At 53.1% G+C, this 26,228-nt stretch carries 23 protein-coding genes; 13 read left to right on the top strand and 10 right to left on the bottom strand.

Going from position 1 to position 26,228, the window contains the following annotated elements:
• Positions 1-17 precede the first annotated feature (17 nt).
• Both ACZRJQ_RS14140 and glmS read left to right on the top strand, forming a co-directional pair.
• Positions 18-788, top strand: a complete 771-nt coding sequence (locus ACZRJQ_RS14140) for a DeoR/GlpR family DNA-binding transcription regulator (RefSeq protein ID WP_463979053.1) — start codon at positions 18-20, stop codon at positions 786-788.
• Between the two features lie 9 nt (positions 789-797).
• Positions 798-2,633: a glutamine--fructose-6-phosphate transaminase (isomerizing) gene (glmS, locus tag ACZRJQ_RS14135; RefSeq protein ID WP_463978957.1), complete on the top strand. Its 1,836-nt coding sequence runs from the start codon at positions 798-800 to the stop codon at positions 2,631-2,633.
• A 179-nt stretch (positions 2,634-2,812) separates the two neighbouring features.
• Here glmS and ACZRJQ_RS14130 read toward each other — a convergent pair whose 3' ends face one another.
• Positions 2,813-3,775, bottom strand: coding sequence for a bifunctional GNAT family N-acetyltransferase/nucleoside diphosphate kinase regulator (locus ACZRJQ_RS14130; protein ID WP_463978956.1), 963 nt, complete (start codon positions 3,773-3,775; stop codon positions 2,813-2,815).
• 326 nt (positions 3,776-4,101) lie between these two features.
• Between ACZRJQ_RS14130 and ACZRJQ_RS14125 the strand changes: the two genes are divergently transcribed.
• From ACZRJQ_RS14125 to cfaB, 3 genes are all read left to right on the top strand, one after another.
• On the top strand, positions 4,102-5,016 hold the full coding sequence (locus ACZRJQ_RS14125) for a LysR substrate-binding domain-containing protein (protein WP_463978955.1): 915 nt from the start codon (positions 4,102-4,104) through the stop codon (positions 5,014-5,016).
• 26 nt (positions 5,017-5,042) lie between these two features.
• Positions 5,043-6,377: a serine hydrolase domain-containing protein gene (locus ACZRJQ_RS14120; RefSeq protein WP_463978954.1), complete on the top strand. Its 1,335-nt coding sequence runs from the start codon at positions 5,043-5,045 to the stop codon at positions 6,375-6,377.
• A gap of 205 nt (positions 6,378-6,582) precedes the next feature.
• A complete protein-coding gene (gene cfaB / locus ACZRJQ_RS14115) occupies positions 6,583-7,767 on the top strand; it encodes a C17 cyclopropane fatty acid synthase CfaB (RefSeq protein ID WP_463978953.1) in 1,185 nt (394 codons plus the stop codon).
• On the opposite strand, the gene ACZRJQ_RS14110 is transcribed toward cfaB, so the two are convergent.
• Both ACZRJQ_RS14110 and cls read right to left on the bottom strand, forming a co-directional pair.
• Positions 7,758-8,237 carry a hypothetical protein gene (locus tag ACZRJQ_RS14110; RefSeq protein ID WP_463978952.1) on the bottom strand — a complete coding sequence of 160 codons (480 nt, stop codon included), beginning with the start codon at positions 8,235-8,237 and terminating at the stop codon, positions 7,758-7,760. The two genes, cfaB and ACZRJQ_RS14110, sit on opposite strands and share 10 nt — an antisense overlap.
• A gap of 129 nt (positions 8,238-8,366) precedes the next feature.
• Positions 8,367-9,806 (bottom strand): cardiolipin synthase, encoded by a 1,440-nt coding sequence (cls, locus tag ACZRJQ_RS14105; protein WP_463978951.1) that lies wholly within the window; start codon positions 9,804-9,806, stop codon positions 8,367-8,369.
• Positions 9,807-9,942: 136 nt separating this feature from the next.
• On the opposite strand from cls, the gene ACZRJQ_RS14100 reads away from it, so the two are divergent.
• Positions 9,943-10,461: a DUF3617 domain-containing protein gene (locus ACZRJQ_RS14100; protein WP_463978950.1), complete on the top strand. Its 519-nt coding sequence runs from the start codon at positions 9,943-9,945 to the stop codon at positions 10,459-10,461.
• A 119-nt stretch (positions 10,462-10,580) separates the two neighbouring features.
• Here the strand turns inward: ACZRJQ_RS14100 and folE2 are convergent, their stop codons facing one another.
• A complete protein-coding gene (gene folE2, locus ACZRJQ_RS14095) occupies positions 10,581-11,477 on the bottom strand; it encodes a GTP cyclohydrolase FolE2 (protein ID WP_463978949.1) in 897 nt (298 codons plus the stop codon).
• 148 nt (positions 11,478-11,625) lie between these two features.
• Between folE2 and zigA the strand changes: the two genes are divergently transcribed.
• The 3 genes from zigA to ACZRJQ_RS14080 are packed head-to-tail and all read left to right on the top strand — an operon-like array spanning position 11,626 to position 14,496.
• Positions 11,626-12,834 carry a zinc metallochaperone GTPase ZigA gene (gene zigA / locus ACZRJQ_RS14090; protein WP_463978948.1) on the top strand — a complete coding sequence of 403 codons (1,209 nt, stop codon included), beginning with the start codon at positions 11,626-11,628 and terminating at the stop codon, positions 12,832-12,834.
• Positions 12,834-13,484 carry a DUF1826 domain-containing protein gene (locus ACZRJQ_RS14085; protein WP_463978947.1) on the top strand — a complete coding sequence of 217 codons (651 nt, stop codon included), beginning with the start codon at positions 12,834-12,836 and terminating at the stop codon, positions 13,482-13,484. Before zigA ends, ACZRJQ_RS14085 begins: the two co-directional genes overlap by 1 nt.
• A gap of 40 nt (positions 13,485-13,524) precedes the next feature.
• On the top strand, positions 13,525-14,496 hold the full coding sequence (locus ACZRJQ_RS14080) for a CobW family GTP-binding protein (protein WP_463979052.1): 972 nt from the start codon (positions 13,525-13,527) through the stop codon (positions 14,494-14,496).
• Positions 14,497-14,721: 225 nt separating this feature from the next.
• Here ACZRJQ_RS14080 and ACZRJQ_RS14075 read toward each other — a convergent pair whose 3' ends face one another.
• Positions 14,722-15,129 carry a DUF3301 domain-containing protein gene (locus ACZRJQ_RS14075; protein ID WP_463978946.1) on the bottom strand — a complete coding sequence of 136 codons (408 nt, stop codon included), beginning with the start codon at positions 15,127-15,129 and terminating at the stop codon, positions 14,722-14,724.
• A gap of 113 nt (positions 15,130-15,242) precedes the next feature.
• Here ACZRJQ_RS14075 and pdxY point away from each other — a divergent pair, with 113 nt between their 5' ends.
• Positions 15,243-16,115, top strand: a complete 873-nt coding sequence (pdxY, locus tag ACZRJQ_RS14070) for a pyridoxal kinase PdxY (protein ID WP_463978945.1) — start codon at positions 15,243-15,245, stop codon at positions 16,113-16,115.
• 70 nt (positions 16,116-16,185) lie between these two features.
• On the opposite strand, the gene ACZRJQ_RS14065 is transcribed toward pdxY, so the two are convergent.
• On the bottom strand, positions 16,186-16,671 hold the full coding sequence (locus ACZRJQ_RS14065; protein WP_463978944.1) for an acyl-CoA thioesterase: 486 nt from the start codon (positions 16,669-16,671) through the stop codon (positions 16,186-16,188).
• 287 nt (positions 16,672-16,958) lie between these two features.
• Here ACZRJQ_RS14065 and ACZRJQ_RS14060 point away from each other — a divergent pair, with 287 nt between their 5' ends.
• The gene (locus ACZRJQ_RS14060; RefSeq protein ID WP_463978943.1) at positions 16,959-18,719 is read left to right on the top strand and encodes a cation:proton antiporter; all 1,761 of its coding nucleotides are present in this window, start codon (positions 16,959-16,961) and stop codon (positions 18,717-18,719) included.
• A gap of 82 nt (positions 18,720-18,801) precedes the next feature.
• Here the strand turns inward: ACZRJQ_RS14060 and ACZRJQ_RS14055 are convergent, their stop codons facing one another.
• The 4 genes from ACZRJQ_RS14055 to uvrD form a co-directional block, all read right to left on the bottom strand.
• Positions 18,802-19,209: an SMI1/KNR4 family protein gene (locus ACZRJQ_RS14055; protein ID WP_048381724.1), complete on the bottom strand. Its 408-nt coding sequence runs from the start codon at positions 19,207-19,209 to the stop codon at positions 18,802-18,804.
• Between the two features lie 134 nt (positions 19,210-19,343).
• On the bottom strand, positions 19,344-20,195 hold the full coding sequence (locus ACZRJQ_RS14050; protein ID WP_463978942.1) for a Tim44 domain-containing protein: 852 nt from the start codon (positions 20,193-20,195) through the stop codon (positions 19,344-19,346).
• A gap of 183 nt (positions 20,196-20,378) precedes the next feature.
• Positions 20,379-20,819 (bottom strand): EamA family transporter, encoded by a 441-nt coding sequence (locus ACZRJQ_RS14045; RefSeq protein WP_463978941.1) that lies wholly within the window; start codon positions 20,817-20,819, stop codon positions 20,379-20,381.
• 38 nt (positions 20,820-20,857) lie between these two features.
• Positions 20,858-23,041, bottom strand: a complete 2,184-nt coding sequence (uvrD, locus tag ACZRJQ_RS14040) for a DNA helicase II (protein ID WP_463978940.1) — start codon at positions 23,039-23,041, stop codon at positions 20,858-20,860.
• A 234-nt stretch (positions 23,042-23,275) separates the two neighbouring features.
• On the opposite strand from uvrD, the gene ACZRJQ_RS14035 reads away from it, so the two are divergent.
• Positions 23,276-25,147 (top strand): putative bifunctional diguanylate cyclase/phosphodiesterase, encoded by a 1,872-nt coding sequence (locus tag ACZRJQ_RS14035; protein ID WP_463978939.1) that lies wholly within the window; start codon positions 23,276-23,278, stop codon positions 25,145-25,147.
• Between the two features lie 157 nt (positions 25,148-25,304).
• On the top strand, positions 25,305-26,171 hold the full coding sequence (hexR, locus tag ACZRJQ_RS14030) for a transcriptional regulator HexR (protein WP_463978938.1): 867 nt from the start codon (positions 25,305-25,307) through the stop codon (positions 26,169-26,171).
• Positions 26,172-26,228 lie beyond the last annotated feature (57 nt).

The following is a 26,228-nucleotide window of genomic DNA, read 5'->3' as shown; positions in this document are numbered from 1 at the left end:
GAAACGAAACTTAAGCCATTATGTCGAAACGCAACACGCCACAGCGCAGACACAACATTCTTAGCCTGCTCAATGAGCAAGGTGAAGTGACTGTTGATGAACTGGCTAAACGCTTCGAAACCTCTGAGGTTACGATTCGCAAGGATCTGGCAGCGCTCGAAAGTAATGGCCTTCTGTTGCGCCGCTATGGTGGTGCCATCACCATGCCGCAAGAGCTCGTTAGCGACCCAGCCCAACCTGTTTCTCTTTATAAACAAGCTATCGCCCGGGTGGCGGTTGGCCTGATTAAAGAGCATGCGCGAATCATTATCGACAGCGGCAGCACCACGGCCTCGATGATTCCTGAACTGGGCTTACAGCCCGGCCTGGTTGTGATGACCAATTCTTTGCACGTCGCCAATGCACTCAGTGAACTTGAACATGAGCCTGTGTTGTTGATGACAGGCGGCACTTGGGACCCTCACTCAGAATCCTTTCAAGGCCAAGTGGCCGAGCAAGTGCTGCGCTCCTACGACTTCGATCAACTGTTCATCGGTGCTGATGGCATTGATCTGCTGCGCGGTACTACAACCTTCAACGAACTGTTGGGGTTGAGCCGAGTAATGGCTGAAGTCGCACGTGAAGTGATTGTGATGGTCGAGTCCGACAAAATCGGTCGCAAGATACCCAATTTGGAACTGCCGTGGAGCAGTGTCCATACCCTTATTACAGATGATCGCTTGCCAATGGAGGCACGCGAACAGATTCAGGCCCGGGGCATAACTTTGTTATGCGCCGCCCTCAGTTAGGAGAACTTTATGTGTGGAATCGTTGGCGCAGTCGCTGAACGGAATATCACGGCCATTCTGCTCGAAGGCCTGAAACGTCTCGAATATCGCGGCTATGACAGCGCTGGTGTAGCCGTGTTTACCCACAACGGAACATTGGAACGCATGCGCCGTAACGGCAAAGTCGCTGAGCTTGAACAAGCACTGGCCGGTCAGCCTTTGGCGGGGCGCTTGGGCATCGCTCATACCCGTTGGGCAACTCACGGCGCACCATGCGAGCGAAATGCTCACCCACATTTTTCGGGTTCTGATTTGGCTGTTGTTCACAACGGCATCATCGAAAACTACGAAGCCCTGCGTGAGCAACTCAAAGGTCTGGGTTACGAGTTCACCTCGGACACGGACACTGAAGTCATTGCTCACCTGCTCAATCACAAACTTAAAGAGCAAAGCGATCTGACCGAAGCATTGAAAGCTACGGTTAAAGAGTTGCATGGTGCTTATGGCTTGGCGGTTATCAGCGCTAAACAGCCTGACCGTTTGGTTGCCGCTCGCAGTGGCAGCCCGCTGGTGATTGGCTTAGGTTTGGGTGAAAACTTCCTGGCTTCCGATCAATTGGCGTTGCGCCAAGTAACTGACCGCTTTGTTTACCTGGAAGAGGGTGACATTGCCGAAATCCGCCGTGACAGCGTGCAGATTTGGGATGTAGACGGTAAGACCGTTCAGCGTGAAGCGGTGCAATATCGTGATGGGGCCGAAGCGGCAGAGAAAGGTGAATACCGCCATTACATGCTCAAAGAAATTCACGAGCAGCCAGCTGTTGTGCAGCGCACTCTAGAAAACCGTCTAGGTCAGGATCATGTCCTGGTCAACGCATTCGGCCCACAAGCGGCCGAGTTGTTCGCCAAAGTACGCAATGTTCAGATCGTGGCGTGTGGTACCAGTTATCACGCAGGGATGGTCGCTCGTTACTGGCTGGAAAGTTTGGCGGGTATTCCGTGTCAGGTCGAAGTGGCCAGCGAGTTCCGCTATCGCAAAGTTGTGGTACAGCCAGACACCTTGTTTGTTTCGATTTCGCAATCAGGTGAAACCGCAGACACCTTGGCTGCGTTGCGCAATGCCAAAGAGCTGGGTTTCCTCGGCAGCTTGGCGATTTGTAACGTAGGCATCAGCTCATTGGTACGTGAGTCTGATCTAACACTGCTGACTCAAGCGGGTCGCGAAATCGGCGTTGCATCGACTAAAGCATTTACCACGCAACTAGTCGGCCTGCTGCTCCTGACCCTGTCTCTTGGGCAAGTGCGTGGCACGCTAGAAGCGGGTGTTGAGGCTCAGTTGGTTGAAGAACTGCGTCGTTTACCTGCACGTTTAGGTGAAGCGCTGGCGATGGACGCCATCGTTGAGAAGGTCGCCGAATTGTTTGCTGACAAGCATCACACCTTGTTCTTGGGTCGTGGCGCTCAGTTCCCAGTGGCTATGGAGGGTGCACTCAAGCTCAAGGAAATTTCGTATATCCATGCCGAAGCGTATCCAGCAGGCGAACTGAAGCACGGCCCGCTAGCACTTGTGGATAACGACATGCCCGTCGTAACCGTTGCACCAAACAATGAACTGTTGGAAAAGCTGAAGTCCAATCTGCAAGAAGTTCGCGCCCGTGGCGGCGAGTTGATTGTGTTCGCCGATGAGCAAGCGGGCATGACCAATGGCGAAGGTACGCATGTGATCAACATGCCGCACATCCACGATGTACTGGCGCCGATCCTCTACACCATCCCGCTGCAATTACTGTCTTACTACGTCGCTGTGCTTAAAGGCACCGACGTGGATCAGCCGCGTAATTTGGCTAAATCCGTCACCGTGGAATAAACCCCACTGCTGGATTTAGATAATTAAAACGGTCGCAGGAGCCGGCTAGGTCTGCCTTGCCGCCTCCTGCCGCTCTTGCCCTTGACCATCCAGCGGTCCGCATCAGGCACGGAAAGTGAGGCCCCCGCCTCTTGGGGGAACCTCGCGCCTGATGGATGAACACCGAGCAAAGGGCGCAGTTATAGGTGGAAATCGCCCGCAGCTTCCGGCTGGTAAAGCACTTTCATGATCTCAATCCGGCGGGTTCGATCAGAAATTCGCCAGTCAATAGCGTCCCCCTCCTGATACCCCAAGATGGCCGCGCCGATATCGGAATACACGGAATGTTTGCCCGCTTTGCTGTCTTCGTCTTCAGGGTAGACCAAGGCCACTTCGATCTCTTCGTCGTCCAGCTGTAGCAAGGCCCTGGAATTCATCGTGACGACATTGCACGCAACCTGCTGCGGCTTGACGACAATGGCTCGCTCAAGCTCATGTTCGAGTTCAACAACGGTAGGGCCTTGCTCGAGCGCGATTAAACTCTCGAGCCTGGCCTTGTCGATTTCAGTGATGTAGATCCTGGTGTCGTCGCCAACGGTACCTTCGCGCAAGAACTGAAGATAGCGCCCCGCCGTCATGGAAAATGACTTCAATGTCGGCGTTTCGCTCTCAAGCAGGAAGCCGCTGCGCAGAAAAGCTTTCAGCGAGCGCGCGTTGTCCGGATGGATCTTGGCGATGAGCTTCTTGGCTCGCATGTCGAGGAAGGCCAGTTTCATACCTTCGCGGATCGTGCGCGCGCCAAGGTTTCGGCCCCATTTGTCGCTGTCTCCGATGACCAGGACTATCTCGCAATTTGAGCCGGTTTTGATTAGACGGACAAAGCCCACCGGGGCGTCATGCCGGTCATAAGCCATGAAGAAGCGGCCGCCCTGGTTGAATAGATGGGTCAGAATCGGCAATTGGGTCCGATCAATGGCTTGCTCAATGGATCGGGAGACATGACGCGAATCGCTCAGATAGCAGGTGACGCGTTCATCTTCCAACCAGTCCATCAACGTCAGCGCGTGCGCACGAGTAATTTCAGGGCACAGCGAAATGAAAGGCTTGTTCATCTTAACCACACTTATTTGTAAAGGATGGAAGCCCTTCATGGCTATGGTCATGACGGTTCTTCGGCAACCGGCGATTTTAAGACATAACGCGAGTAATGCCGAACAGTCTGGAGATTTTGAGGAAACCATCGTGTTGCCGAACCCGAACCCGAACCCGAACCCGAACCCGAACCCGAACCAGCCAAGCACTCAGTCTCGATGACGCCGACTATCTGTCAGAATGATCAGCGCTGCATCGTTCTGCCCCTTCATCCGACCCAGAGGTTCGCCGCACGGGGTACAACAGTTTTAATTCTCTGAATTTACCTGGCTCCCATTCGGCCGCCTTGCGAGTCGAATAGTTTCTGGCCTGTGGATAACGCCAACAAGGAGTCGGCATGTTGTATACCAACGCATTGAAACAATTGGATATGCAGGATATTTCGATTGTTCTGTTGTTGATTGAAAATCGCAGTGCCAAACGGGTTTCAGAAATTCTCAACCTCAGTCAGTCGAGCATCAGCTACAGCCTCAAAAAACTCAGAAGCTGTTTTGACGACAAGCTGTTTGAGAACAGTGACGGCGCGATGCAGCCCACCGCACGGGTGCTGGCGATCAAACCCTATCTGCAAAATATCGTGCAGTGCATCAATCAGTGCGCTAAAGAAGGTGTCGCCCAGACGTTGCCCACTCGCCAATGGAACATTACGGCGCCTGAATACTTTGAAGTATTGATGCTGCCGTCCTTGTTGCACCAAGTGCGCTTGGCCGAGCGGCCTTGGTCATTGAACGTCAGCCGGTTAGATAAAGATCTGCCCATCAATGAATTGCTGGGAGGGGACGCCGATGTTTGTTTTGGCTTTGGCGCGGGATATCACCAGCGTCATCCGCTTTTGGACTATCGAAGCCTAAGTGAAGATTCTTTTGTGTGCTTATCCAGCGTGCCAAAGCACCAGCCGAAAACTGCCCTGAGCATTGAGGATTTTTGTGAAACACCGCAGGTGTTTCCAACCCCGTGGCGCTCCGAAAAAAACATGGTGGATGCTTGGTTAGACAAGCAGGGTCGCCGTAGAAAAGTGTTTACCCGCGCTAATTCTTATCACGCAGGGGTGAATATTTTGTTGTCCGTTCCTGCGCTGATCGTAGTGCCGCAAAAAGTATTGGCTACTCTGCATCTGCCGCCGCAAATAAAAATCCTCCAACCGCCGGCAGGTTTTCCGACCTTCACGCTCGATATGATTTGGTGCAAAGAAAGAAACCTTCACAGTGACTTTCATCAACTGGAAGCGCTAATTGCAAAAGTAAGTAGCTGAATTCCATTTTTGACTGAGGCGTTCGTATGTTTAAGCATTTATTAAAACCCGTACACGCAAGTGCTGTTTTTTTGCTCTCGTGTTTGGCTGCTTCCATTGCCTACGCGGATGATAAGCCCACTTACCCGGATGCCGCCGCCAGCGATCCCGCAACAATGGGTTGGATGGTCGGCGCGCCGCCTCCGGCTGATCGAATCATTCGTTTTGCTGATGGCAGTTATTTTAAGTTTCCGGCCATGCGCTGGAGCGTTTCCAACTTTCGCCAACTAATGCCTACCACTAATGTTTCTCGTGGGCTGGGCGCGCCGGTGCCTTTGGAGAAAACCCTGCGATCAGATATCGACACGCTGACCTTTGTGCCGCTGGGCGCCCAACAGCCCATGACGTGGGAGCAATCGCTGGCCGCCAACTACACGGATGGCATTGTGGTGTTGCACCGTGGGCACGTTGTATATGAACGCTACTTTGGTGTGCTCAACCCTCAAGGGCAGCACGGTGCAATGTCCGTCACCAAATCGGTCGTCGGTACATTAGGAGCGATGTTGGTGGCCGATGGCACATTAGATGCCGATAAAAAAATCGCGGCGTACGTGCCAGAACTGGCTCAGTCGGCATTCGGTAATGCGACCTTGCGCCAGGTGCTGGATATGACCACTGGGCTTAAGTTTAGCGAAGACTACGCCGATCCTAATGCTGAAGTCTGGCAACATGCGCAGGCCGGTAACCCGCTGCCAAAACCCAAGGACTACACCGGTCCACAAAGCTATATGGAGTATTTGCAGACCGTTCAACCTTTGGGCGAGCATGGCAAAGCCTTTGCGTATAAAACCGTTAACTCCGACGTATTGGGCTGGGTGATCGCACGGGTGACGGGGCGGAACGTGGCGCAATTATTGTCGGAAAGAATCTGGCAGCGCATTGGCGCTGAACAAGATGCGTATTTTACGGTGGACTCCATTGGTACACCTTTTGCGGGTGGCGGGTTGAATACTGGGCTACGGGATCTGGCTCGGTTTGGTGAAATGATCCGCAACGATGGCCAATACCTGGGTCAGCAAATCGTGCCCAAAGCAGTGGTCGATGATATTCGTGCGGGCGGAGATAAAGAGGCTTTTGCCAAGGCCGGGTACGACCTTCTCAAAGGAGGTAGCTATCGCAATATGTGGTGGGTGACGCATAACGCAGAGGGTGCATTCATGGCGCGAGGGGTGTATGGCCAGCGTATTTACATAGATCCAAAAGCCGAGATGGTGATCGCCCGTTATGCTTCAAACCCGATTGCCAGCAACTCAGCGAACGACCCCGTCACTATTCCAGCCTTTGAGGCTGTGGCAAAACAGCTGATGGCTCATCCACAGTAATCGCAGAGTGTCTTCTTCTGTTAGCGACTCCAGACTCGCTGGGTGTCGCTAACAGAGCGTTCGTGCTTTGCTTTTTTAAGCGACCCAAGCGTCCATAAAAAATGTTTCATCCGCTCTGGCGCCTACCTTCTGGCCCATAAACCTGACAGTTGCCGTGAATCGTCTACCCTTTGTTTTTGACGTCTGAATTGAGGGAGGAACACTGATGCTCGCGCAACTACCACCAGCCTTACAGAATCTTAAACTTCCATTGCGCTTAAGGCTTTGGGATGGGCACGAGTTCAATCTTGGCCCCGAGCCAAGTGTCACGATTGTGGTCAAGGACCCAAAGATTGTGGCTGAGTTCTCACACCCAAGCCTCGACCTGTTGGGCAGCGCTTTCGTGGAAGGGCGCCTGGAACTTGAAGGCCCAATCAGTGAAGTTGTTCGCGTGTGCGATGAGTTGAGTCAGGCGCTATTGAGCGATGACGAAGATGCTACGCCGCCGCGGATTTATCACGATAAGGCCACAGACGCTGCGTCTATTTCCTACCATTACGACCTGTCCAACGACTTCTATCAGCTGTGGCTCGATCGAGACATGGTGTATTCCTGTGGCTACTTTGAAACTGGCGAAGAGAGCCTGGACGAAGCACAGCAAGCCAAGTTCCGTCATCTGTGCCGCAAGTTGCGGCTCAAGCCGGGCGAGTACTTGCTGGATGTCGGGTGTGGTTGGGGTGGCTTAGCGCGCTTTGCAGCCCGTGAGTTCGGGGTCAAGGTGTTTGGTATCACCTTGAGCAAAGAGCAGTTGAAGCTTGCCCGCGAACGCGTCAAAGCAGAAGGTTTGCAAGACAAAGTCGATTTGCAGCTATTGGATTATCGCGACCTGCCACAAGATGGCCGCTTCGACAAAATTGTTAGCGTCGGGATGTTTGAGCACGTTGGTCACGCCAACTTACGCGAGTACTGCCACATCTTATCCAGGGCGGTACGCGAAGGGGGGTTGGTGATGAATCATGGGATTACCGCCAAACACACGGATGGTCGTCAGGTTGGTCGCGGCGCGGGTGAGTTTATTGAGCGTTACGTCTTTCCCAATGGTGAGTTACCGCACGTGTCGATGATTAGCGCTCAGATCAGTGAAGCGGGGCTTGAAGTGGTTGATGTTGAAAGCCTGCGGCTGCATTACGCGCGCACGCTAGAACATTGGAGCCAGCGTCTGGAAAACAACCTCGATGCCGCAGCCAAGCAAGTACCGGAACAAACGCTACGTATTTGGCGGCTTTACTTGGCTGGTTGTGCTTACGCCTTCGCACGGGGCTGGATTAACATCCATCAGATTCTGGCGGCTAAACCCCATGCCGATGGCTCGCTTGAGTTACCACCGACCCGGGCGGATATTTATCGCTGACGGTAAGCATCCCACGTTTGTGCAACCGGGTTTTCAATCAGGTTTTTTTCCTGATTGAAACGCCCGTGTTGCAACGGGATATTTTGGTCAACTTGAGCCAAGGCCTTCTGCTCGAATGTCAGCGTGTTCTTGTTGAACACCAGATCATGACGGGCCACATTACCGCCCCAATCAACAGACGGAAATGAGATGTAGCTGATCTTGTATTCATCATCAGTGAAGGCACCTTCAACCACATAAGCGCCGTAATGGTCTTCGCCTGGAGAAATAATTTTGTAGAGGCCGTTGTCGTAGTAGTACAGCACTGCCTCTTCAAATGGTTTTTCACCGTACATTTTTAAGTACTGCAGGCGGTGCATGTAGGTGGGTTTGCCAAACTCCACAACAATTGAAGGTTGGGTAACTTGCGCGGCGGCAGCCTGAACGAGTGGAGTGACGCTGAACAGTAAACCCATTAGTGAGAGTTTCATTGGTATCGGTCTCTTAAGCTAAGTGGCTCGGTGGGCGAGCCTCTGAGCTTAGGGAGCGAAACAAGGAATGTCTGGTCAGTCCGGCCATTTCATATCGGGCCTACCTTTTATTAGGCAGTTGCCTACATGCTACAAAACTGGCGAGACCAACCGCGCCACACGCATGCCGAGCTGCTGCAAACGATGTGTTGATTTAATATCCGCTTCAGAAATTTCTCGCGACAAGGCGAAGTCATCAATGAGCATTTGTTCGACTTGTGCGGCAAAGGCTTTGTCGACGGTTAACAGCATCACTTCGAAGTTCAAGCGGAACGAGCGGTTATCCATATTGGCACTGCCGATGGCGCTGATTTCGCTGTCGATCAACACCACTTTTTGGTGCAAAAAACCTGGCTGATAACGCAAGACACGTACGCCTGCTCTAACGGCTTCGAAGGCATACAAGCTGGACGCGGCATAGACGATTTTGTGATCGGGGCGAGCGGGTATCAGGATGCGCACATCCACCCCCCTTAGCACAGCAAGTCGCAGGGCTGAGAAAACGGCTTCATCTGGTACGAAGTAGGGGGTGGTTATCCAGACTCTTTCGTTGGCTGCATGTATCGCTTCGACGAAAAACAACGAGCAGGTTTCGTAAGGGTCAGCCGGGCCACTCGCCAAAAACTGACACAACACTCCACCCTCTGGATAGGTCTGCGGCAGGATCAGCGGCGGTAATTTGCGCGCGGCCCAAAACCAGTCTTCGGCAAATGACTCTTGCAGGCAGGCGACCACAGGGCCAGTGACTTCGACGTGAGTATCGCGCCATGGGGACAGAGGCGGCTTTGCACCCAGGTATTCATCTCCCACGTTATGGCCTCCCACAAAACCTTTCACGCCATCAACTACGACCACCTTGCGATGATTACGAAAGTTCACCTGAAAGCGACTGATCCAACCGCCGCGCGTGGCGAATGCTTGCGCGTTAACGCCGCCTGCGCGCAGTGATTCAGCATAACTTTTGGGCAGTGAATGGCTGCCTATGCTGTCGTATAACAAATACACGGCCACGCCTTCGGCCGCTTTCTCTAATAACAGTGCATGCAGCCGCTTACCTAAATCATCGTCATGAACGATAAAAAACTGAACCAGCACTACCTGCTGTGCTGCCCGAATGGCTTTGAAAATGGCATCAAAAGTGGCTTGGCCATTAATCAGTAAGTGCACCTGATTGTTGGCCAAGCAAGGCATGCGCCCCAACTTTGGCATAGCGCGCAATGAGGTGTAGGCCTTCGAGTTACGAGCCGCCAGTGCTTCTTCTACCCAAGGACGCCAGTTCAGATCAATGATGGCCTCGCGCATTTCTTGATTAGCATCGCGGCGGGCGCGGATGTAATCGTCAAAAGTGCTGCGGCCAAAGATCAGATAGGGGATGAGGGTCAGGTAAGGAATGAAGAACAAAGACATTGCCCAAGCAATTGACCCTTGTGCCGTTCTGACGGTTAACACGGCATGCACAGCGGCAATCAAGCCTAAGCTGTGGATTAATAAAATCAGGTAACCAAAAACGTGTGGGCCGAGATAATCCATGCGTATCCTTGCTCCTCAATATTTAACGCCAAGTTACTAACAGACCATGTTCTGTTATGAATGTCCTATTTAGTTGCCAGTGCAACGCCAGTCACTTTTTAACGTCTAATGCGCACAACTGCGTAGGAGCTACCTGATGAATGTTCGTTTGCTGGGACTGTTTATAGCCTGTGGTTTATCAATCCCTGTGGCTCAAGCCCAAGTATTGCAACCGGGCCTGTGGGAGCTGACATCCAGCAACATGCAGGTGGATGGGCAGCCGTTACCTGACCTGCAGTTGATGCTTGGCCAATTGCAAAACATGCTGACCCCGGAGCAAAAAGCTCAATTGGCCAACCAAGGATTAACGATGGGAGGCAAAGGGGTCCAAGTGTGCCTCACGCCGGACCAAGTTAAATCTGACTCCATTCCGCTGACTGATCCTAAGTCGGGTTGTAATCAGCAGATCACTGAGCGTAGTGGAAATCAGTGGAAGTTTCGCTTTAGTTGTCCAAAAGCTCAGGGCGCCGGCGTGGCTACCTTTGCCAGTGATCGTGAGTTCACGACGCAAGTGAATGGCACATTCAATGCGACGGGCATCCAGCAGAAGGGCAGCATGGATACCCGAGCTGTTTGGTTGGGACAAAACTGTGGAACCGTTAAACCGCGTAGCTGATTAGACCTCGTTCTACAGTCGCGCACAGGTTGATACCTGTGCGCGGTACACCTCTCTCAATCGCACTGCTTCCATTCAGTGACGACCAACTTCAAGCACACGCGAAGAGCCTGGCTGGATCACCTTGGATCCCAGTTCCAGCGGCTCTCGGCTACAGCATCATGACTGTGCAAGCTCTCTGCGTGAGTCACCTTGATGCAAAACCCAACAACGGCAGGAATGGGTTTTATCGCCATATTCAGCCGACGTGCTGCGTCTTCACAGAACATCAGGTTTTGACCATTAGCCAAGGCAAAGGCTTGCTCATCTGCACGTTTTACTGCTGTTTGTACTGCTGTTCCCAAAGCGCTTTCAGCATGGTCGATGACCGTATTTATCGGAAACACAGGTAGTTCGGTATGCAAACTCACCTGTAAACGCGCGGTACTTCTTTGGCTATGAGGCGTTGCAACAACGCCTTGTGAACTGCCGAGCCACGTTAAAACCTCTGTGTGCTGCAGTGGCTTGTTGGCAAAGTCATCCACGAATTGCTGCTGAATAAGTTGCCGCGCCAAAGCTGCTGAGCATGGGCACGTCGATGAGTAGTTCACTTCCACATTTAGTTCCACGTGGAACATTCCATTTTTCAGAGATGCGTTGATGCTCACCGGATAGCTTTTCCAGCCGCTCAATGGGCTGACCAGCGCAGGACGTTTTAGCAGTACATGGGTGTGAATATGCAGGTAGGCACCGACTGATAAATCACGGTGGCTGTTGAGAAATTGCTGCAAAACTTTTTTAAAAAGTAGAGGGCTCAGCTCTTCTGACTCGAGTACTTCGAGCGCTAGATATAAGCGCGACATGTGTATTCCGCGAGCCTCTGGGTCGTCCAGGCTGACACCCGCATCGGCTGTCGCAGAGAGTCGCTGGCCATTTATTAAAACGGGCAGCGCGACACTGCACATTCCAACCCATTCGAGCGGAATCATCTGACGAGAGTTTTGTGAGGCTACATCGGGCAGGGTTAACGCATTCATAAAGTTTTTCCATCAGGAACACCAGAGATGTTACAAGATAACAAAATACTTTAGCTGTATTGTTATAATGTATCTTTAGCGACAGCCAAAGTCGGCTAAGCCAATAAGCGGGCGCTTTGACCTGCCAATCCTGATGTGGAGTTCTCCCATGCCTAAACGTCTTCCGGTGACTGTGCTGTCTGGTTTTCTGGGTGCCGGCAAAAGCACCTTGCTGAATTACATTTTGCGTAACCGCGACAACCTGCGTGTAGCGGTCATCGTCAACGACATGAGTGAGATCAATATTGACGGCGCAGACGTTCAACGCGATGTGACGCTCAATCGCGCTGAAGAAAAATTGGTCGAAATGAGCAATGGCTGTATCTGCTGCACCTTGCGCGAAGACTTGTTAGAAGAAGTCAGTCGGTTAGCCAAAGAAGGGAGATTTGATTATTTATTGATCGAATCAACCGGTATTTCAGAGCCCCTTCCCGTGGCTGAAACCTTCACCTTTCGTGACGATTCAGGCCAAAGCCTGGCGGATATTGCGCGCTTGGACACGATGGTAACGGTGGTTGATGGGGTGAATTTTTTGCAGGACTACCAAGCGGCAGAGAGTTTGCAGGCGCACATTCCCACCTTGGACGACGATGACGAGCGCTCAATTACCGATCTTTTGATTGAACAAATTGAGTTTGCCGACGTTATTTTGATCAGCAAAATCGACCTGATCAGTAGCGCTGAGCGTTTGGAATTAATGGCGATTCTTGAGCGGCTAAACGCTCAGGCCGAAATAATTTCGATGGTGATGGGTGAGGTTCCCCTGCACAAAATTCTGGATACCGGACGTTTTGACTTTGAACGTGCGGCCCAGGCGCCTGGCTGGTTGCAAGAATTGCGTGGCGAGCATGTGCCCGAAACCGAGGAGTATGGAATTGCCTCTACCGCCTACCGAGCTCGGCGTCCATTTCACCCAGGACGTTTTTTTAATTTCATCAATAGGCCTTGGATCAACGGCAAGTTACTGCGTTCCAAAGGTTTTTTTTGGTTAGCCAGTAAATATCAGGAAGCGGGCAGCTGGTCTCAGGCCGGTGGGTTGATGCGCTATGGCTATGCCGGACGATGGTGGCGCTTTGTGCCACGCGATCAATGGCCGCAAGACCCAGAAAGTCACGCTGCCATCTTGCAAAAATGGCTGCCAGAAACGGCCGATTGCCGACAGGAGCTGGTGTTTATTGGCCAGCACATAGACTTTGTTTTGTTGGCTTCTGAGCTTGATACCTGCCTGCTTACCGATGAAGAAATGGCCCTGGGTGTTGAGGGTTGGCAGCAACTGCATGACCCTTTTGGTGAGTGGCATGAAGAGGTTGCGGCCTGATGAGTACACCGGTTCGTAGCACTCACCGTTTTATCCACTCAGTGTTAGGGCAAACCCCTGAGGTGCTTGCACAGATATTGAAAGACGATGTGAACATCGCGATTTGGCAGCGCCAACTGCCCGCGCATATTGTTGATTTCAGTGCCGCACTTCTCTCATTAGGCGAGCCGTTAGCCGAAGCAATCAGTTTGGACATGACGGACGAAAAGGCATTGCCGAATCTCAATGGGCTAGCCTCAGGCTTCCGTGATGTGCAGGGCTATGAGGGCTTTATTGCTGATGTTTCGTGGTTAGCCAGTGCCTACGCCTGCCTTTTGGGCGCCAAACGCGTTGGCTTACGTCTTAGAGCCCTGGATAAGGCCATGTGCCCACGCTTTCACGTTGATCATGTGCCTGTACGACTTATTACCACCTACGCGGGCATTGGCAGTCAGTGGTTGAAAGAAGATGCGATGGAGCGTCGGCGGTTAGGTCAGTCAATTGCGGAGCCGACCTTAACGACTGCCATTGAGCAAATAGCAGCCGGAGAGGTCGCGCTGCTTAAAGGTGAAAAATGGCGGGGTAACGAGGGGGCGGGCTTGATCCACCGCTCGCCTGAACTGGCACAAGGGGAGCGCAGGTTAATTTTGACCCTCGATTGGCTGGCCTGAGGCATATTGCATCCTTCGATCAAAACAGACGCGGGCGATGATGCAGCAGAACATTCCTACTCATGTGATCGCCGGGCCGCTCGGCGCAGGTAAAACCACACTGATTCAGCACTTGATGGCGCACAAACCTGCTCAAGAACGCTGGGCGGTGTTGGTCAATGAGTTCGGTCAGATAGGCTTGGATGCGGCTTTGATGAGCCAAGGGGATGATCAGATTTCCATCGCAGAGGTGGCTGGCGGCTGTGTGTGTTGTGTAAACGGCGCGCCGTTTCAGATCGGATTGAGTCGCCTTTTACGCAAAGCTCGGCCTGATCGGCTGCTGATTGAGCCTTCAGGTTTAGGGCATCCGGCACAAATAATGAAGCAACTCAGTGAGGCGCCTTGGCTGGGTGTTTTGGCTTTGCAGCCCTGCGTCATGGTGTTGGATGCGCAAGCCCTGGCTCAAGGAAAAACCTTGTCTGTCACCCAGCAGGAAGCCTTAAAAATAGCCGGTTTAGTGGTCATGAATAAATCTAATAGTGTGCAAAATGAGCAACGTGAGCAGATTGCATGCAGCCTGCCAAAGTGCCCTGTTTTGTGGACGGAACAGGGCTGCATCCCGCTAAACACGCTGCCTTCAGCGCATATGAATGATATTCATGCTGTGGATAACTCATTGATTTATAAGGATTTAAATCAAATTCATAGCGTTTTTACCGACCCAAAAACACCCATCATGCTGGCTCAGCAGCAGGTTCAAGGCTGGAGTGTGGGGTGGCGTTGGCATGCTTCTCAGCAATTTGACCTAAACGCTTTGCAGGAGTGGTTAAAGTGCTGGGATTGGCGTCGTGCCAAGCTGGTTATTCACACGTCGGCGGGGTGGTTTTCGACCAATTGCGTGGAAAACATCATTGAACCGTGGAAAAACAGCGAGTGGCGCAAGGATTCGCGCCTGGAATTGATCTTCGATTGCCTACAAGACCAGAAACTGCTCCTTGAGGGGTTGGAAAAGTGCCTGAATAAGGGGGGTTAACCTGATTCTGTGCTGGTAAAGTTGTCCTACAATCAAGATTGTGTTTTGTGTTTCCACTTTAGAGTTCACGCGTTGATGGCTCTATTTCGGTGGTTTCAAGCCTGTTTTTGGATTTTTGCGAACAAGTATTGGTGCGCCTGAAAAGTTATCCACAGGCCTTTATCAAAGATGGGCGGTTTAGAAAGGGAGGGTTGTAGGCACTCACTGACTCCTACACAAAATAGGTCACTGAGGCGGCTTGGTGTGCTCTTGGCGCCACTGACTCAGTTCAATGACTTGAGCACTGGGGATTTCACCCTGTGCCGGCTCGGCTTCTGCTCTGAACGGATAGGGTGCCAGTTCAATTTTTGCGCTATGGGCTCCAAATTGAGTGATGGTGCCGGCATGTCGTTGGTCGCCTGTCACGGTGAATTCAAAGTTATACACACGGGCCAAGCGTCGGCGCCCTTTGGCATCTGCAATGAAACCGATTTTTTTAAGCGCCACGTTTTCATCGAGCAGTTCAATGTCGAGTTTGTTGCAGTGCTGTTTAACGCGTTCCAGTGCACGCTCACGCATACCGTGGTTGTGCCACAGCCACGCAGCTCCGGTCGCCAGCACCATCAGCACAAACATATTTCCAAGGGTCAGCATTACGTGCGCTCCAACAGATTGGCCTCAGCTTAACTGCGTCTGGAGCCTGTCGTACAGGCTGCGTTTCGTCGCATACTGCGAGGCTTGAATCCATCCGCAGTCTGGAATCCGGCATGAAACGTACACCTCACTTACTCGCCATCCAATCCCACGTAGTTTTCGGCCATGCCGGTAACAGCGCGGCGGTTTTTCCTATGCAGCGCGTCGGGGTGAATGTCTGGCCGTTGAATACGGTGCAATTTTCGAATCACACCCAGTATGGCCAGTGGGCTGGCGATGTGCTGGCTCCTGAGCAAATCCCTGCGCTGGTTGACGGTATTGCCGCCATTGGTGAGCTTGGTAACTGTGATGCAGTGTTATCAGGCTATTTGGGCAGTGCGGCGCAAGGCCGGGCGATTCTCAGCGGTGTGGCGCGAATTAAATCGGTTAATCCCCGTGCGCTCTATCTGTGCGACCCAGTGATGGGTCACCCTGAAAAAGGTTGCATCGTGCCGCAAGAGGTCAGTGATTTCCTGCTCGATGAAGCCGTGGCTGTGGCTGATTTTTTGTGCCCGAATCAATTGGAGCTGGACAGTTTCTGTGGCCGTCGTCCGCAATCGCTGTTTGATTGCATGGCTATGGCTCGAAGCTTGCTCGCCCGCGGTCCGAAAGCTGTGCTGGTGAAACATTTGTCTTATCCCGAAAAGCCGGAAGACAGCTTTGAGATGCTCTTGGTGACTGCCGAGGGTAATTGGCACCTGCGCCGGCCGCTGTTGGCTTTTGCGCGTCAGCCAGTGGGCGTGGGAGATCTGACGTCCGGGTTGTTTCTGGCGCGTGTGCTGCTGGGCGACAGTTTAGTGGCTGCGTTTGAATTTGCTGCGGCCGCTGTGCATGAAGTGCTGCTGGAAACTCAGGCCTGTACCAGCTACGAACTGCAATTGGTTCGTGCTCAAGACCGCATTGCTCATCCGCGGGTGCGTTTTGAGGCGATGCCAATCCATTTGTAAGTAGGGGCGTCCACTTTCTGTAGGCGCTAGCTTGTTTGTGAGCCAGCTAGCGCCTACAGAAACAGATGTATTACATCGTTTCGTCTTTCAATTCCTGGTAACGCTTTTCCAGCTCCTGACGGATCTGGCGACGCTGCTTGCCTTGAATAAAGCGGCGTTTGTCTTCGCTGTTAACCGGCTGCAATGGTGGAACAGCAGCGGGTTTACGGTCATCGTCTACAGCCACCATCGTAAAGAAGCAGCTGTTGGTGTGGCGTACGGAACGTTCACGGATATTTTCAGTGACGACTTTGATGCCAACTTCCATCGACGTGTTGCCGGTGTAATTGACCGATGCCAGAAAGGTCACCAGTTCACCGACGTGAATGGGCTCACGAAAAATTACCTGATCCACCGACAGGGTGACCACATAGCGTCCGGCGTAGCGGCTGGCGCAGGCGTAAGCGACTTCGTCCAGGTACTTGAGTAGCGTTCCGCCGTGAACATTGCCAGAAAAATTGGCCATGTCCGGGGTCATCAAGACCGTCATCGACAGTTGGGCGTTTCCGGGTTCCATAGCAGCAGGCTCGCGGTAGTGTTGTTGCAGTGAAATGGGTATCTCTGCGGATACTTTTCGATTTTTTGAAACAGTCAGTACGGGACGCTGGCGCACGGGCTGCCGTCACGCTCAGGCTGATCTGTTTCCATATATTGCACTGCCTTTCAGTTGTAAGTCGCGGTGTTAACCTGCAAAAGCCCGTTAGTCGGGTAATTCCTACATTTAAAACAGTCGATACACGCAGATGAATAAGCTGGGTCTGTCGACTTGTTGCTTGGTGAAAATTAAACAAGGAGTGCCACGCCATGCATGCCATCAGCTTTATTCAGGATCTGGCAGTCATCATGTTGGTCGCAGGCGTGGTAACCATTCTGTTTCATCGGTTCAAGCAGCCGGTGGTGCTGGGTTACATCGTTGCAGGTTTTATCATCGGCCCGCATACCCCGCCTTTTGGTTTGATTCACGACGAGCAAACGATCAAAACTTTGGCCGAGCTAGGGGTGATTTTTCTCATGTTTTGCTTGGGGCTGGAGTTCAGCCTGCGCAAGTTGTTCAAGGTCGGAGCAACCGCCTTCATCGCAGCGTTCATGGAAATTACGCTGATGATCTGGATTGGCTACGAGATTGGTCGCTGGTTCAACTGGAACACGATGGATTCGTTATTCCTGGGTGCCATTCTGGCGATTTCATCCACTACCATCATCGTCAAAGCGTTGAACGACTTGAAGATGAAAAACGAGCGCTTTGCGCAGCTGATTTTTGGCGTTTTGATTGTTGAAGATATTTTGGGCATCGGGATTATCGCGTTGCTGTCCAGCATTGCGGTCAGCGGTAGTGTCAGCCCCGAAGAGGTGTTTTCAACGGTTGGCAAACTGTCCTTGTTCATGATCGTGGCGCTGGTCATCGGCATTTTGTTGGTGCCGCGTGTGCTGGCCTATGTGGCCAAGTTCGACAGTAATGAGATGTTACTGATTACCGTCTTGGGGCTTTGTTTCGGCTTCTGCCTGCTGGTGGTCAAGCTTGAGTACAGCATGGTTCTGGGGGCTTTCTTGATTGGCGCGATTATGGCTGAGTCGCGGCAACTGCTGAAAATTGAGCGCCTGATTGAACCCGTTCGAGATTTGTTCAGTGCAATCTTCTTTGTTGCCATTGGGCTCATGCTTGATCCGGCCATTCTGTGGGAGTACGCCTTACCTATCGTTGTTATTACCTGTGCTGTGGTGTTGGGCAAGGTGCTTTCCTGCGGGCTGGGTGCTTTTATCGCTGGCAATGACGGGCGCACGTCGTTGCGAGTTGGGATGGGGCTTTCGCAGATCGGTGAGTTTTCTTTCATCATTGCGGCGCTAGGCATGACCTTGCAGGTCACCAGCAGCTTTCTGTATCCCGTAGCGGTCGCTGTGTCGGTCTTGACGACATTGATGACGCCTTACCTGATTCGTGCCGCAGATCCGCTCTCGCTCAAGCTGGCGCACGTGATGCCCAATCGTTTGTCACGAGTATTTGGGTTGTATGGCGAATGGCTTCGCAGTATTCAACCTCAGGGAGAAGGGGCGTTACTGGCGGCCATGATCCGAAAAATACTGCTGCAAGTTGGGGTTAATCTGGCACTGGTGATGGCCATTTTCTTTGCGGGCGGTTATTTCGCTCCTAGAATCGGGGCGCATTTGCAGGGATGGGTGCTTGAGCCGAGCTGGCAAAAAGGATTTATTTGGGGGGCGGCCTTGCTGCTGTCGTTACCGTTCTTGATTGCGGCGTACCGCAAGCTCAAAGCGCTGTCGATGCTGCTGGCTGAGATGGGCGTGAAGCCTGAAATGGCCGGACGGCACACGCACCGAGTGCGTCGGGTGATCGCAGAAGTGATCCCTATTTTGTCGCTGTTGGTGATTTTTTTGCTGCTGGCTGCATTGTCGGCGAGCATCTTGCCGACCAATGAGTTGCTGATGGTGATTGCGGTGGTTACAGCGATAGTGGCGGCAGTGCTGTGGCGCTGGTTTGTCCGCATCCATACGCGCATGCAGGTTGCATTGCTGGAGACGCTGGACAATCACAAAGAAGGAAGCCACTGAGTTTGCACCTGAAGCCGCTCAGGCTCGAAGGCTGCGATCTTTTGTTTGGTATTAACAATCAAAAGATCGCAGCCTGCGGGTATCAGCTTTCCAGCCACACGTCCCGCGCCCAGTGCCAAACGGATTCCCATGTTTCTTCGGTCACTAGCTCTTCTTCGCCGGACCACAGCACAACAGTGCCGTCTTCTTCGACGCAGTAGTAGTCGTCGCCGTCCTGACAAATTGGGATCAGTTCACGCGGCACACCCAAGTCCCAAGCGGTTGCTGCGACTTCAGGCAAATAGGTATGGGACTGAGGGTCGGTCACGGTAACCGGCTCCAGACTGCCGTACACAACATCACTAACCGTCAGCAAAAACTCTCTGAAGACAAACGGGATATCGATGAACAGTTGTTCTTCGATTTCCACCAACTGGTCTTCTTCAGGCAGTTCCAGAGGAACTGGCACGGGCTCATTCTTTTCACGTAGCTCTTCGATGATCTCTTCCACGACCTCAATCCTCATGCTCTATGGCGCGGTTTATATGACGCGCTTTATACAGTAGCTCGTTATAAGTGCAATCGTGAAATGCAAAGCCCCGGACAAGTCCGGGGCTTTGGTTACAACATGTGATACGCGTGGGATTAGCCGTTCTGGCGAATGCCCGCTACTAGCCAAGGCTGGTTTTCACCTTGTGCGCGTTCCATGTTCCAGCTTTCGCTGAAAGCTTCACCTTGGTCGAAGCGTGAAGTCTTCGACAAACCGCTAAAGGTCAGAGTGGCGATAGTCTTGTCTGCACGATCATCCAGACCGTCAAGCTGCACGGCCAGGTTGTCGATGTACGTGGACTGGAAGCCATCACCCAGATCCGCGCGTTCACGCTTGAGGAAGTCGAGCATTTGCGGTGTCACGAACTCGGCAATCTTGTCCATTTCGTTGGCATCCCAGTGTTGTTGCAGGGACTGGAAATGGTTGCGAGCAGCTTCCAGGAAGCTCTGTTCGTTGAACCACGCTGGCGCATTGATTACTGGGCGTGGCGCTGCAGCTGGCGAGCCGCCGCCGAAAATAGACGACGGTGCAGGTTTGGCGTCAAACACTTCGCGCTGCATAGGTGCATGGCCAGCAGGTGCCAGGTCAGCTTGTTGCTTGCGGCGACGAGCGGCGATGAAGCGGAAGATCAAAAAGGCGATGCCCGCCATGATCAAGATGTCGAAGATTTGCATACCCTGGAAGCCGCCGCCCATGAACATGGAAGCGAGCAGGCCGCCGGCAGCGATGCCAGCCAGTGGGCCCAACCAGCGTGAAGCACCACCGGCTTTAGCGGCTGCGCCGGCAGCAGCAGGGGCTGCGGCTGGAGATGCAGGAGCGGCCTGACGAGTTTGGTGGCTAGGAGCCGAGCCAAAACTTTTGCCGCCGCCGAAGCGTTTGGCATTTGCGTCCAGGCTCATCGTCAAGCCGATGCACAACGCCATAGCGATGCTAAGAAAACGTTTCATAAAGGGAATTCCCATTTGTGGATGACACGCGCGCCATGTTGCACAGGTGAGGTGTCACTGGCTAGCGGTAGAGTGTTTCGGGTTTTTGCCTAATTGTAAGTAGGATCAGTCTCTTTGATTTGTAGTCGCTGCCGTAAACAGCGGCGAAATGCTCAATAGACCTGCGGTTCCGTAGGCGAAAATTTAGCGCTTGAGCACCAACATCACGACACCTGCGGTAATTAAACCAATGCCGCCCCACTGGCGCAGGTCGAGTTTTTCGCCCAGCAACAGCACGCCAATGATGGCTACCAGTACCACGCTGAGTTTATCCACAGGCGCAACCAGTGAGGCCGGCCCGAGCTTCAAGGCTCGGAAGTAGCAAATCCACGAGGCTCCTGTTGCCAAGCCTGAGAGCAGCAAAAATAAATAGCTGCGTGGTGAGATCGAACTCAGGGGCTGGTATTGACCCGTGGCATAAAGAATCAGTGCCAAGCTCACCAGCACCACGACGGTACGCAGCAAGGTGGCGAAGTCGGAGTTGACGTTCTCGATGCCGACTTTGGCAAAGATGGCCGTCAGCGCCGCAAAGGTGGCCGACAACAAGGCCCAGAATGTCCAGGAGGAGAAAAAACCTGAGCCCATGTTGTCTACCTTATCGTCTGATGGCTGTCGGGTTGCTGTCAGACCGCTTCAAGTTTGGCGTAGCCCATCATCAGCCACTTGCTGCCTTCGGGGAAATTCACCTGCACCCGTGCCTGTGCGCCGGCACCTTCGAAATTGAGGATGACGCCTTCGCCAAAGACCGCGTGCTTGACCATCTGACCGAGTTTGAATTCGGTTTCCGGAATATCCGACCCGCCAAATAGACTGCTGGCGCTCTGCTTTTGGCCACCGCCAAAAGGGCGACTGACGCTGTTGGACAGTCGAACTTCCTGGATCAGACCTTTTGGTACTTCGCGAACGAAGCGCGAAACCTTGTTGTAGGTTTCGCTACCGTACAGGCGTCGGGTTTCAGCATAGGTCATCACCAGATTTTGCATCGCTCGGGTGATGCCTACGTAAGCCAAGCGTCGCTCTTCTTCGAGACGGCCCGGCTCTTCAAGGCTCATTTTGTGTGGGAACAAACCTTCTTCCATGCCCACAAGAAACACGTAAGGGAACTCCAAGCCTTTGGCGCTGTGCAGTGTCATCAATTGGATGCCGTCTTCGTGCTCTTCGGCCTGCGCATCGCCGGCTTCCAGCGAGGCGTGGCCAAGGAATGCGGCCAGTGGCGAGAGCTCTTCGTCTTCTTCGTTGTTTTCGAAGTTGCGCGCCGCACTCACCAGTTCTTCAAGGTTTTCTACCCGGGCCTGACCCTTTTCGCCTTTTTCTGCCTGATGGTAGGCAATCAGCCCGCTTTGCTCGATCACGGTTTGGGTCATTAGATGCAAAGGCATCTCCATGACTTTGGCCGAGAGGTTTTCGATCAACTCGATAAAACCGGCAATGGCGCCAGATGCTCGACCGGGCAGGGCTTTATTGGTGATGAGCTGGCGCATGGCTTCCCACATCGACACGTCGCTGTGGCGGGCATGTTCGCGAATGGCTTCGATAGTTTTTTCGCCAATGCCACGGGCTGGCAGGTTAATCACGCGCTCCAGTGCGGCATCGTTGCCGCGACCTTCAAGCAAGCGCATGTAGGCCATCGCATTTTTAATTTCGGCCCGCTCAAAAAAGCGCTGGCCACCATAAATTCGGTAGGGAATACGTTCGCGCAGCAACGCTTCTTCAAGCACCCGCGATTGGGCGTTGGAGCGATACAAGATGGCGATGTCGCTGTGGGCAAGGCCGGTTTTTAGCGCGCTCTCGATGGTTTCAACGACGTAACGCGCCTCATCGTGCTCGTTGAAGGCTGCGTACAAATTGATCGCTTCGCCGTCGCCGCCGTCAGTCCACAGCTCTTTACCCATGCGCCCGCTGTTATTGGCAATCAGGGCATTGGCTGCCTTGAGGATGCCGGCAGTAGAACGATAGTTTTGTTCCAGACGAATGGTTTCGGCGTCCGGGAAATCGGTCGAGTACTGGTAAATGTTCTCGATTTTGGCGCCGCGCCAGCCGTAGATCGACTGATCGTCATCGCCAACAACCATCAGGCTGTCTCCGCCTTTGGCCAGCATTCGCAGCCACGCGTATTGAACGGCGTTGGTGTCTTGGAATTCGTCGACCAAAATGTGTCGGAAGCGCTTTTGGTAATGGGCCAGCAAGCCCGGGTTGTCGCGCCACAGATCAAGAGCCCGCAACAGCAGCTCTGAGAAGTCGATTACGCCTGCGCGCTGGCATGCGGCCTCATAGGCTTCGTAAATGCTGCGCATCGTCGCCAGAAACAAATCGCCACTGGCTTGAATGTGCTGTGGACGCAGGCCTTCGTCTTTTTGACCGTTGATAAACCATTGCGCCTGGCGCACCGGCCAACGCTGCTCATCGAGCCCCAGTTCTCGGATAACACGCTTGACCAAGCGTTGTTGGTCATCGCTGTCGAGGATCTGGAAGGTTTGGCTCAACCCGGCTTCTTGCCAGTGTGCTCGCAACAGGCGATGGGCCAGCCCGTGAAAGGTACCGACCCACATGCCGGCCGGGTTGATACCCATCAACTGCTCGATGCGATGACGCATCTCGGCAGCGGCCTTGTTGGTAAAGGTCACCGACAGCACTGAGTGGGGGGATGCGTTTTCAACCTGGATCAACCAAGCGATACGGTGCACCAACACACGGGTTTTGCCGGAACCTGCACCGGCCAGAACCAACTGACGCCCAACGCTGGCCGTGACGGCCTGACGTTGGGCATCGTTGAGGGAATTTAATAAGAGAGAGAGATCATCGCGCATCGGGGCATTCTAGGGTGCTGGCTCAAACCGGGCAAACCCCAATCCCGTTCGCTCGGGCCGTCTGTCGCAGCCTTGGGTGTTGGCTGTTGAAAGGATGAGAGGCTTAATGAGGCTTTAAAGGAAATTTCTGAAGTCTGTTTCGTCTATTTAATGACGTGTCTCAGTTTGGCGATGGCGATTGCTTGTGTATGCTCGGGCGACTTTTTGGTTCATCCACTAATAAGAATTTTGCCGATGATTCAGGGTTTTAATTCGCCGGGTGTTTTTTTGGGTGCCGGGCTTGGGCTTTTCCTTGCATTGTTAGGTGCTGTTGGCTGGCAAGCCTGTGTGTTTAAGCGCCGCCGCCAGCATCACAAAGCGCTGTTCAAAGATTTGCAGCAAGCCAAAGAACGCAGCGAACAGTTGAATCTGGCGCTAGCTCGCGAAGTTGAGCAACGGCGTTTGGCTGCAACTGTGTTTGAAGCTTGTGCCGAAGGCATTGTGATTCTTGACCCTGATTTCAGGGTCTTGGCGGTTAATCAGGCATTCAGCCGCATCAGCGGTTACGAGGCCGAAGAGTTGGTTGGGTATCGTGCCCATGAACTGCCATGTAATCGCGATGCACGTCGCCATTTTCCCGTGATCGAACCCGCACTTGAGCAGCAAGACAGTTGGCAGGGCGAGTTGGTCGAAGCGCGTAAAAGCGGCGAGCTTTACCCGCAGTGGCTGCAACTTAATGTGGTGCGCGACTCACACGCTCACGTCAGCCATATAGTGGCGTTTATCGGAGATCTTTCCGTGCGGCGCCAATCTGAAGCGCGTGTACGCCATCTCACCCATTTTGATGAGCTGACTGGGCTGGCCAATCGCTTGTTGTTTAAGGAGCGTCTGGAAGAAGCGAACCAGCGGGTGCGGCAGGGCGCACGAAATTTGGCGTTACTGCACATCAATCTCGACCGTTTCAAATTGCTCAATGACAGCCTCGGCCACGAGCTATCAGACCAAGTCCTGCAAAAGGTTGCACAACGTCTGACCAAGGCTTTACCCGAAGCTGACACCATTGCGCGATTGTCGGGTGATGAGTTTGCAGTGTTGTTCGATGCTTATGGCAGCTTGACCAGTTTGGCGCGGGTCGCGACCCGATTATTGAGCAAGCTGGGGCGGCCACTGTTGATTGACGGCCATGAGCTGGTGATCAGCGCCTCAATGGGCATCAGTTTGTTGCCCGACAGTGCGCGAGACATTGCCACCTTGGTCAGCCAGGCCAACAAAGCCATGCACCAGGCCAAACATTTGGGAGGTGGCAGCTTTCAATTTTTCAGTCACAGCTTGCAAACCAGCACCCTTGAACGCTTGCAACTTGAAAACCAACTGCGCAAAGCCATTGCTGAGGGCCAGCTCAAGGTTTTTTACCAACCCAAGTTGTGCCTCAAGACTGGACGCTTGCACGCGGCTGAAGCCTTGGTGCGCTGGGATCACCCGCAGTTGGGCAGTGTGCCTCCAAGCGAATTTATCGGGCTGGCTGAAGAAACAGGCCTGATTGGTGCCATTGGTGAGTTCGTGCTACGCGAAGCGTGCCGTCAAGCGTGTGAGTGGCAGCGTGACGGGCTGGCGCCGATACGTGTGTCGGTCAACTTGTCTGTTCATCAATTGCGCCAGGGCAAGCTCGTAAGCCTTGTGCGTCAGGTGCTCGAAGAAACAGGTCTGGCCCCGCGTTATCTAGAGTTGGAGCTGACGGAAAGTCAGTTGCTCGACAGCCTTGAATCTATCCTGACGACCTTCCAGCAGTTGCATGAGTTGGGGGTGAAGCTGGCAATTGATGATTTCGGTACGGGTTATTCATCGCTCAGCTACCTCAAGCGTTTTGCGGTGGATTACGTGAAAATCGACCAGACGTTTATTCGCGGTGTAGGTCGGTGCCGCGAAGATGAAGCCATTACTAAAGCCATTATCACGATGGCCCACAGCCTGGGCTTGAAGGTGGTTGCCGAAGGCGTCGAAGAAGCGCGGCAGTTGAGTTTTTTAAGGGCTCAGAGCTGCGATGAGGTGCAGGGATATTTAATCAGTCGACCTGTTCATGCTCATGCGTTGGCGGATTTATTACGGTCAGATGTCGTACTTTTGTAGTGTGGGAAAGTGGCTACATAGCGTGTAAACGGCAATAAATAGGGGCAGTGCACATCAGTCAGTTGTGCATTGGGCAGGCAAAAACAGAATTCTTGTAGTATAACTACAAGATTGCTACATCCCTGGCACCTGCCGCTTACAGACCGAGTCCTGCCCTTTGAATCTGCTGCAACATATCGCCCAGTCACGCCACTTGTTACGTAAATCGGAACTCAAGGTCGCCGATCACGTGCTGCTTGATCCTGCGGCTGTAATGCACAGTTCGATGGCCGACCTTGCCCACAGCGTCGGCATCAGCGAGCCGACCATCGTGCGCTTTTGTCGGGCGATTGGTTGTTCGGGGTTTCAGGACTTAAAGCTCAAGCTGGCGCAAAGCCTGGCTGCGGGTGCTAGCTTTGGTCAGTTCGCAATCCATGAAGACGACTCGGTTGCCGACTACAGTCTGAAAATTTTTGACACCACGCTGCACACCTTGATGGAAGTGCGCGAAAAGCTCGACCCGGTTGCCTTACAACGTGCAGTCACTGCGATGTCACAAGCGCAACGCGTCGAGTTTTACGGCTTTGGAGCTTCAGGTGCTGTGGCGGCGGATGCACAGCATAAATTTTTCCGCCTGCTGCTAACGGCTGCAGCTTATTCCGACCCACACATGCAAGCCATGTCGGCTGTGACCTTGAAGCCCTCAGACGTTGCCATTTGCATCTCTCAGTCGGGTCGCTCCAAAGACTTGCTGATCACGGCCAATCTGGTGCGCGAAGCGGGCGCGACCTTGATTACGTTGTGCCCCAGCCAAACGCCGTTGGCTGAATTGGCCACGGTTAATCTGGCAATTGATGTACACGAAGACACCGAAATCTATACCCCGCTGACCTCGCGCATCGCTCACCTGGTGGTTATTGATGTGTTGGCAATGGGCGTAGCAATGGCCCGCGGCCCGAGCCTGGTTAATCACCTGAAAAGCGTTAAACGTAGCCTTCGCAGCTTGCGCCTGTCGCCCAAATCGTTAAAAAACCACGAAGATTAAAACCACGCGCAGGTGCTGCCTTCGTCAGCTTCTGCGTGCGCGGTTTATTTCATCCTT

This window comes from Pseudomonas sp. E315, assembly GCF_055406205.1.
Note: the sequence above shows the minus strand (reverse complement) of the source record. Positions and strands in the feature narration are given on the sequence as shown.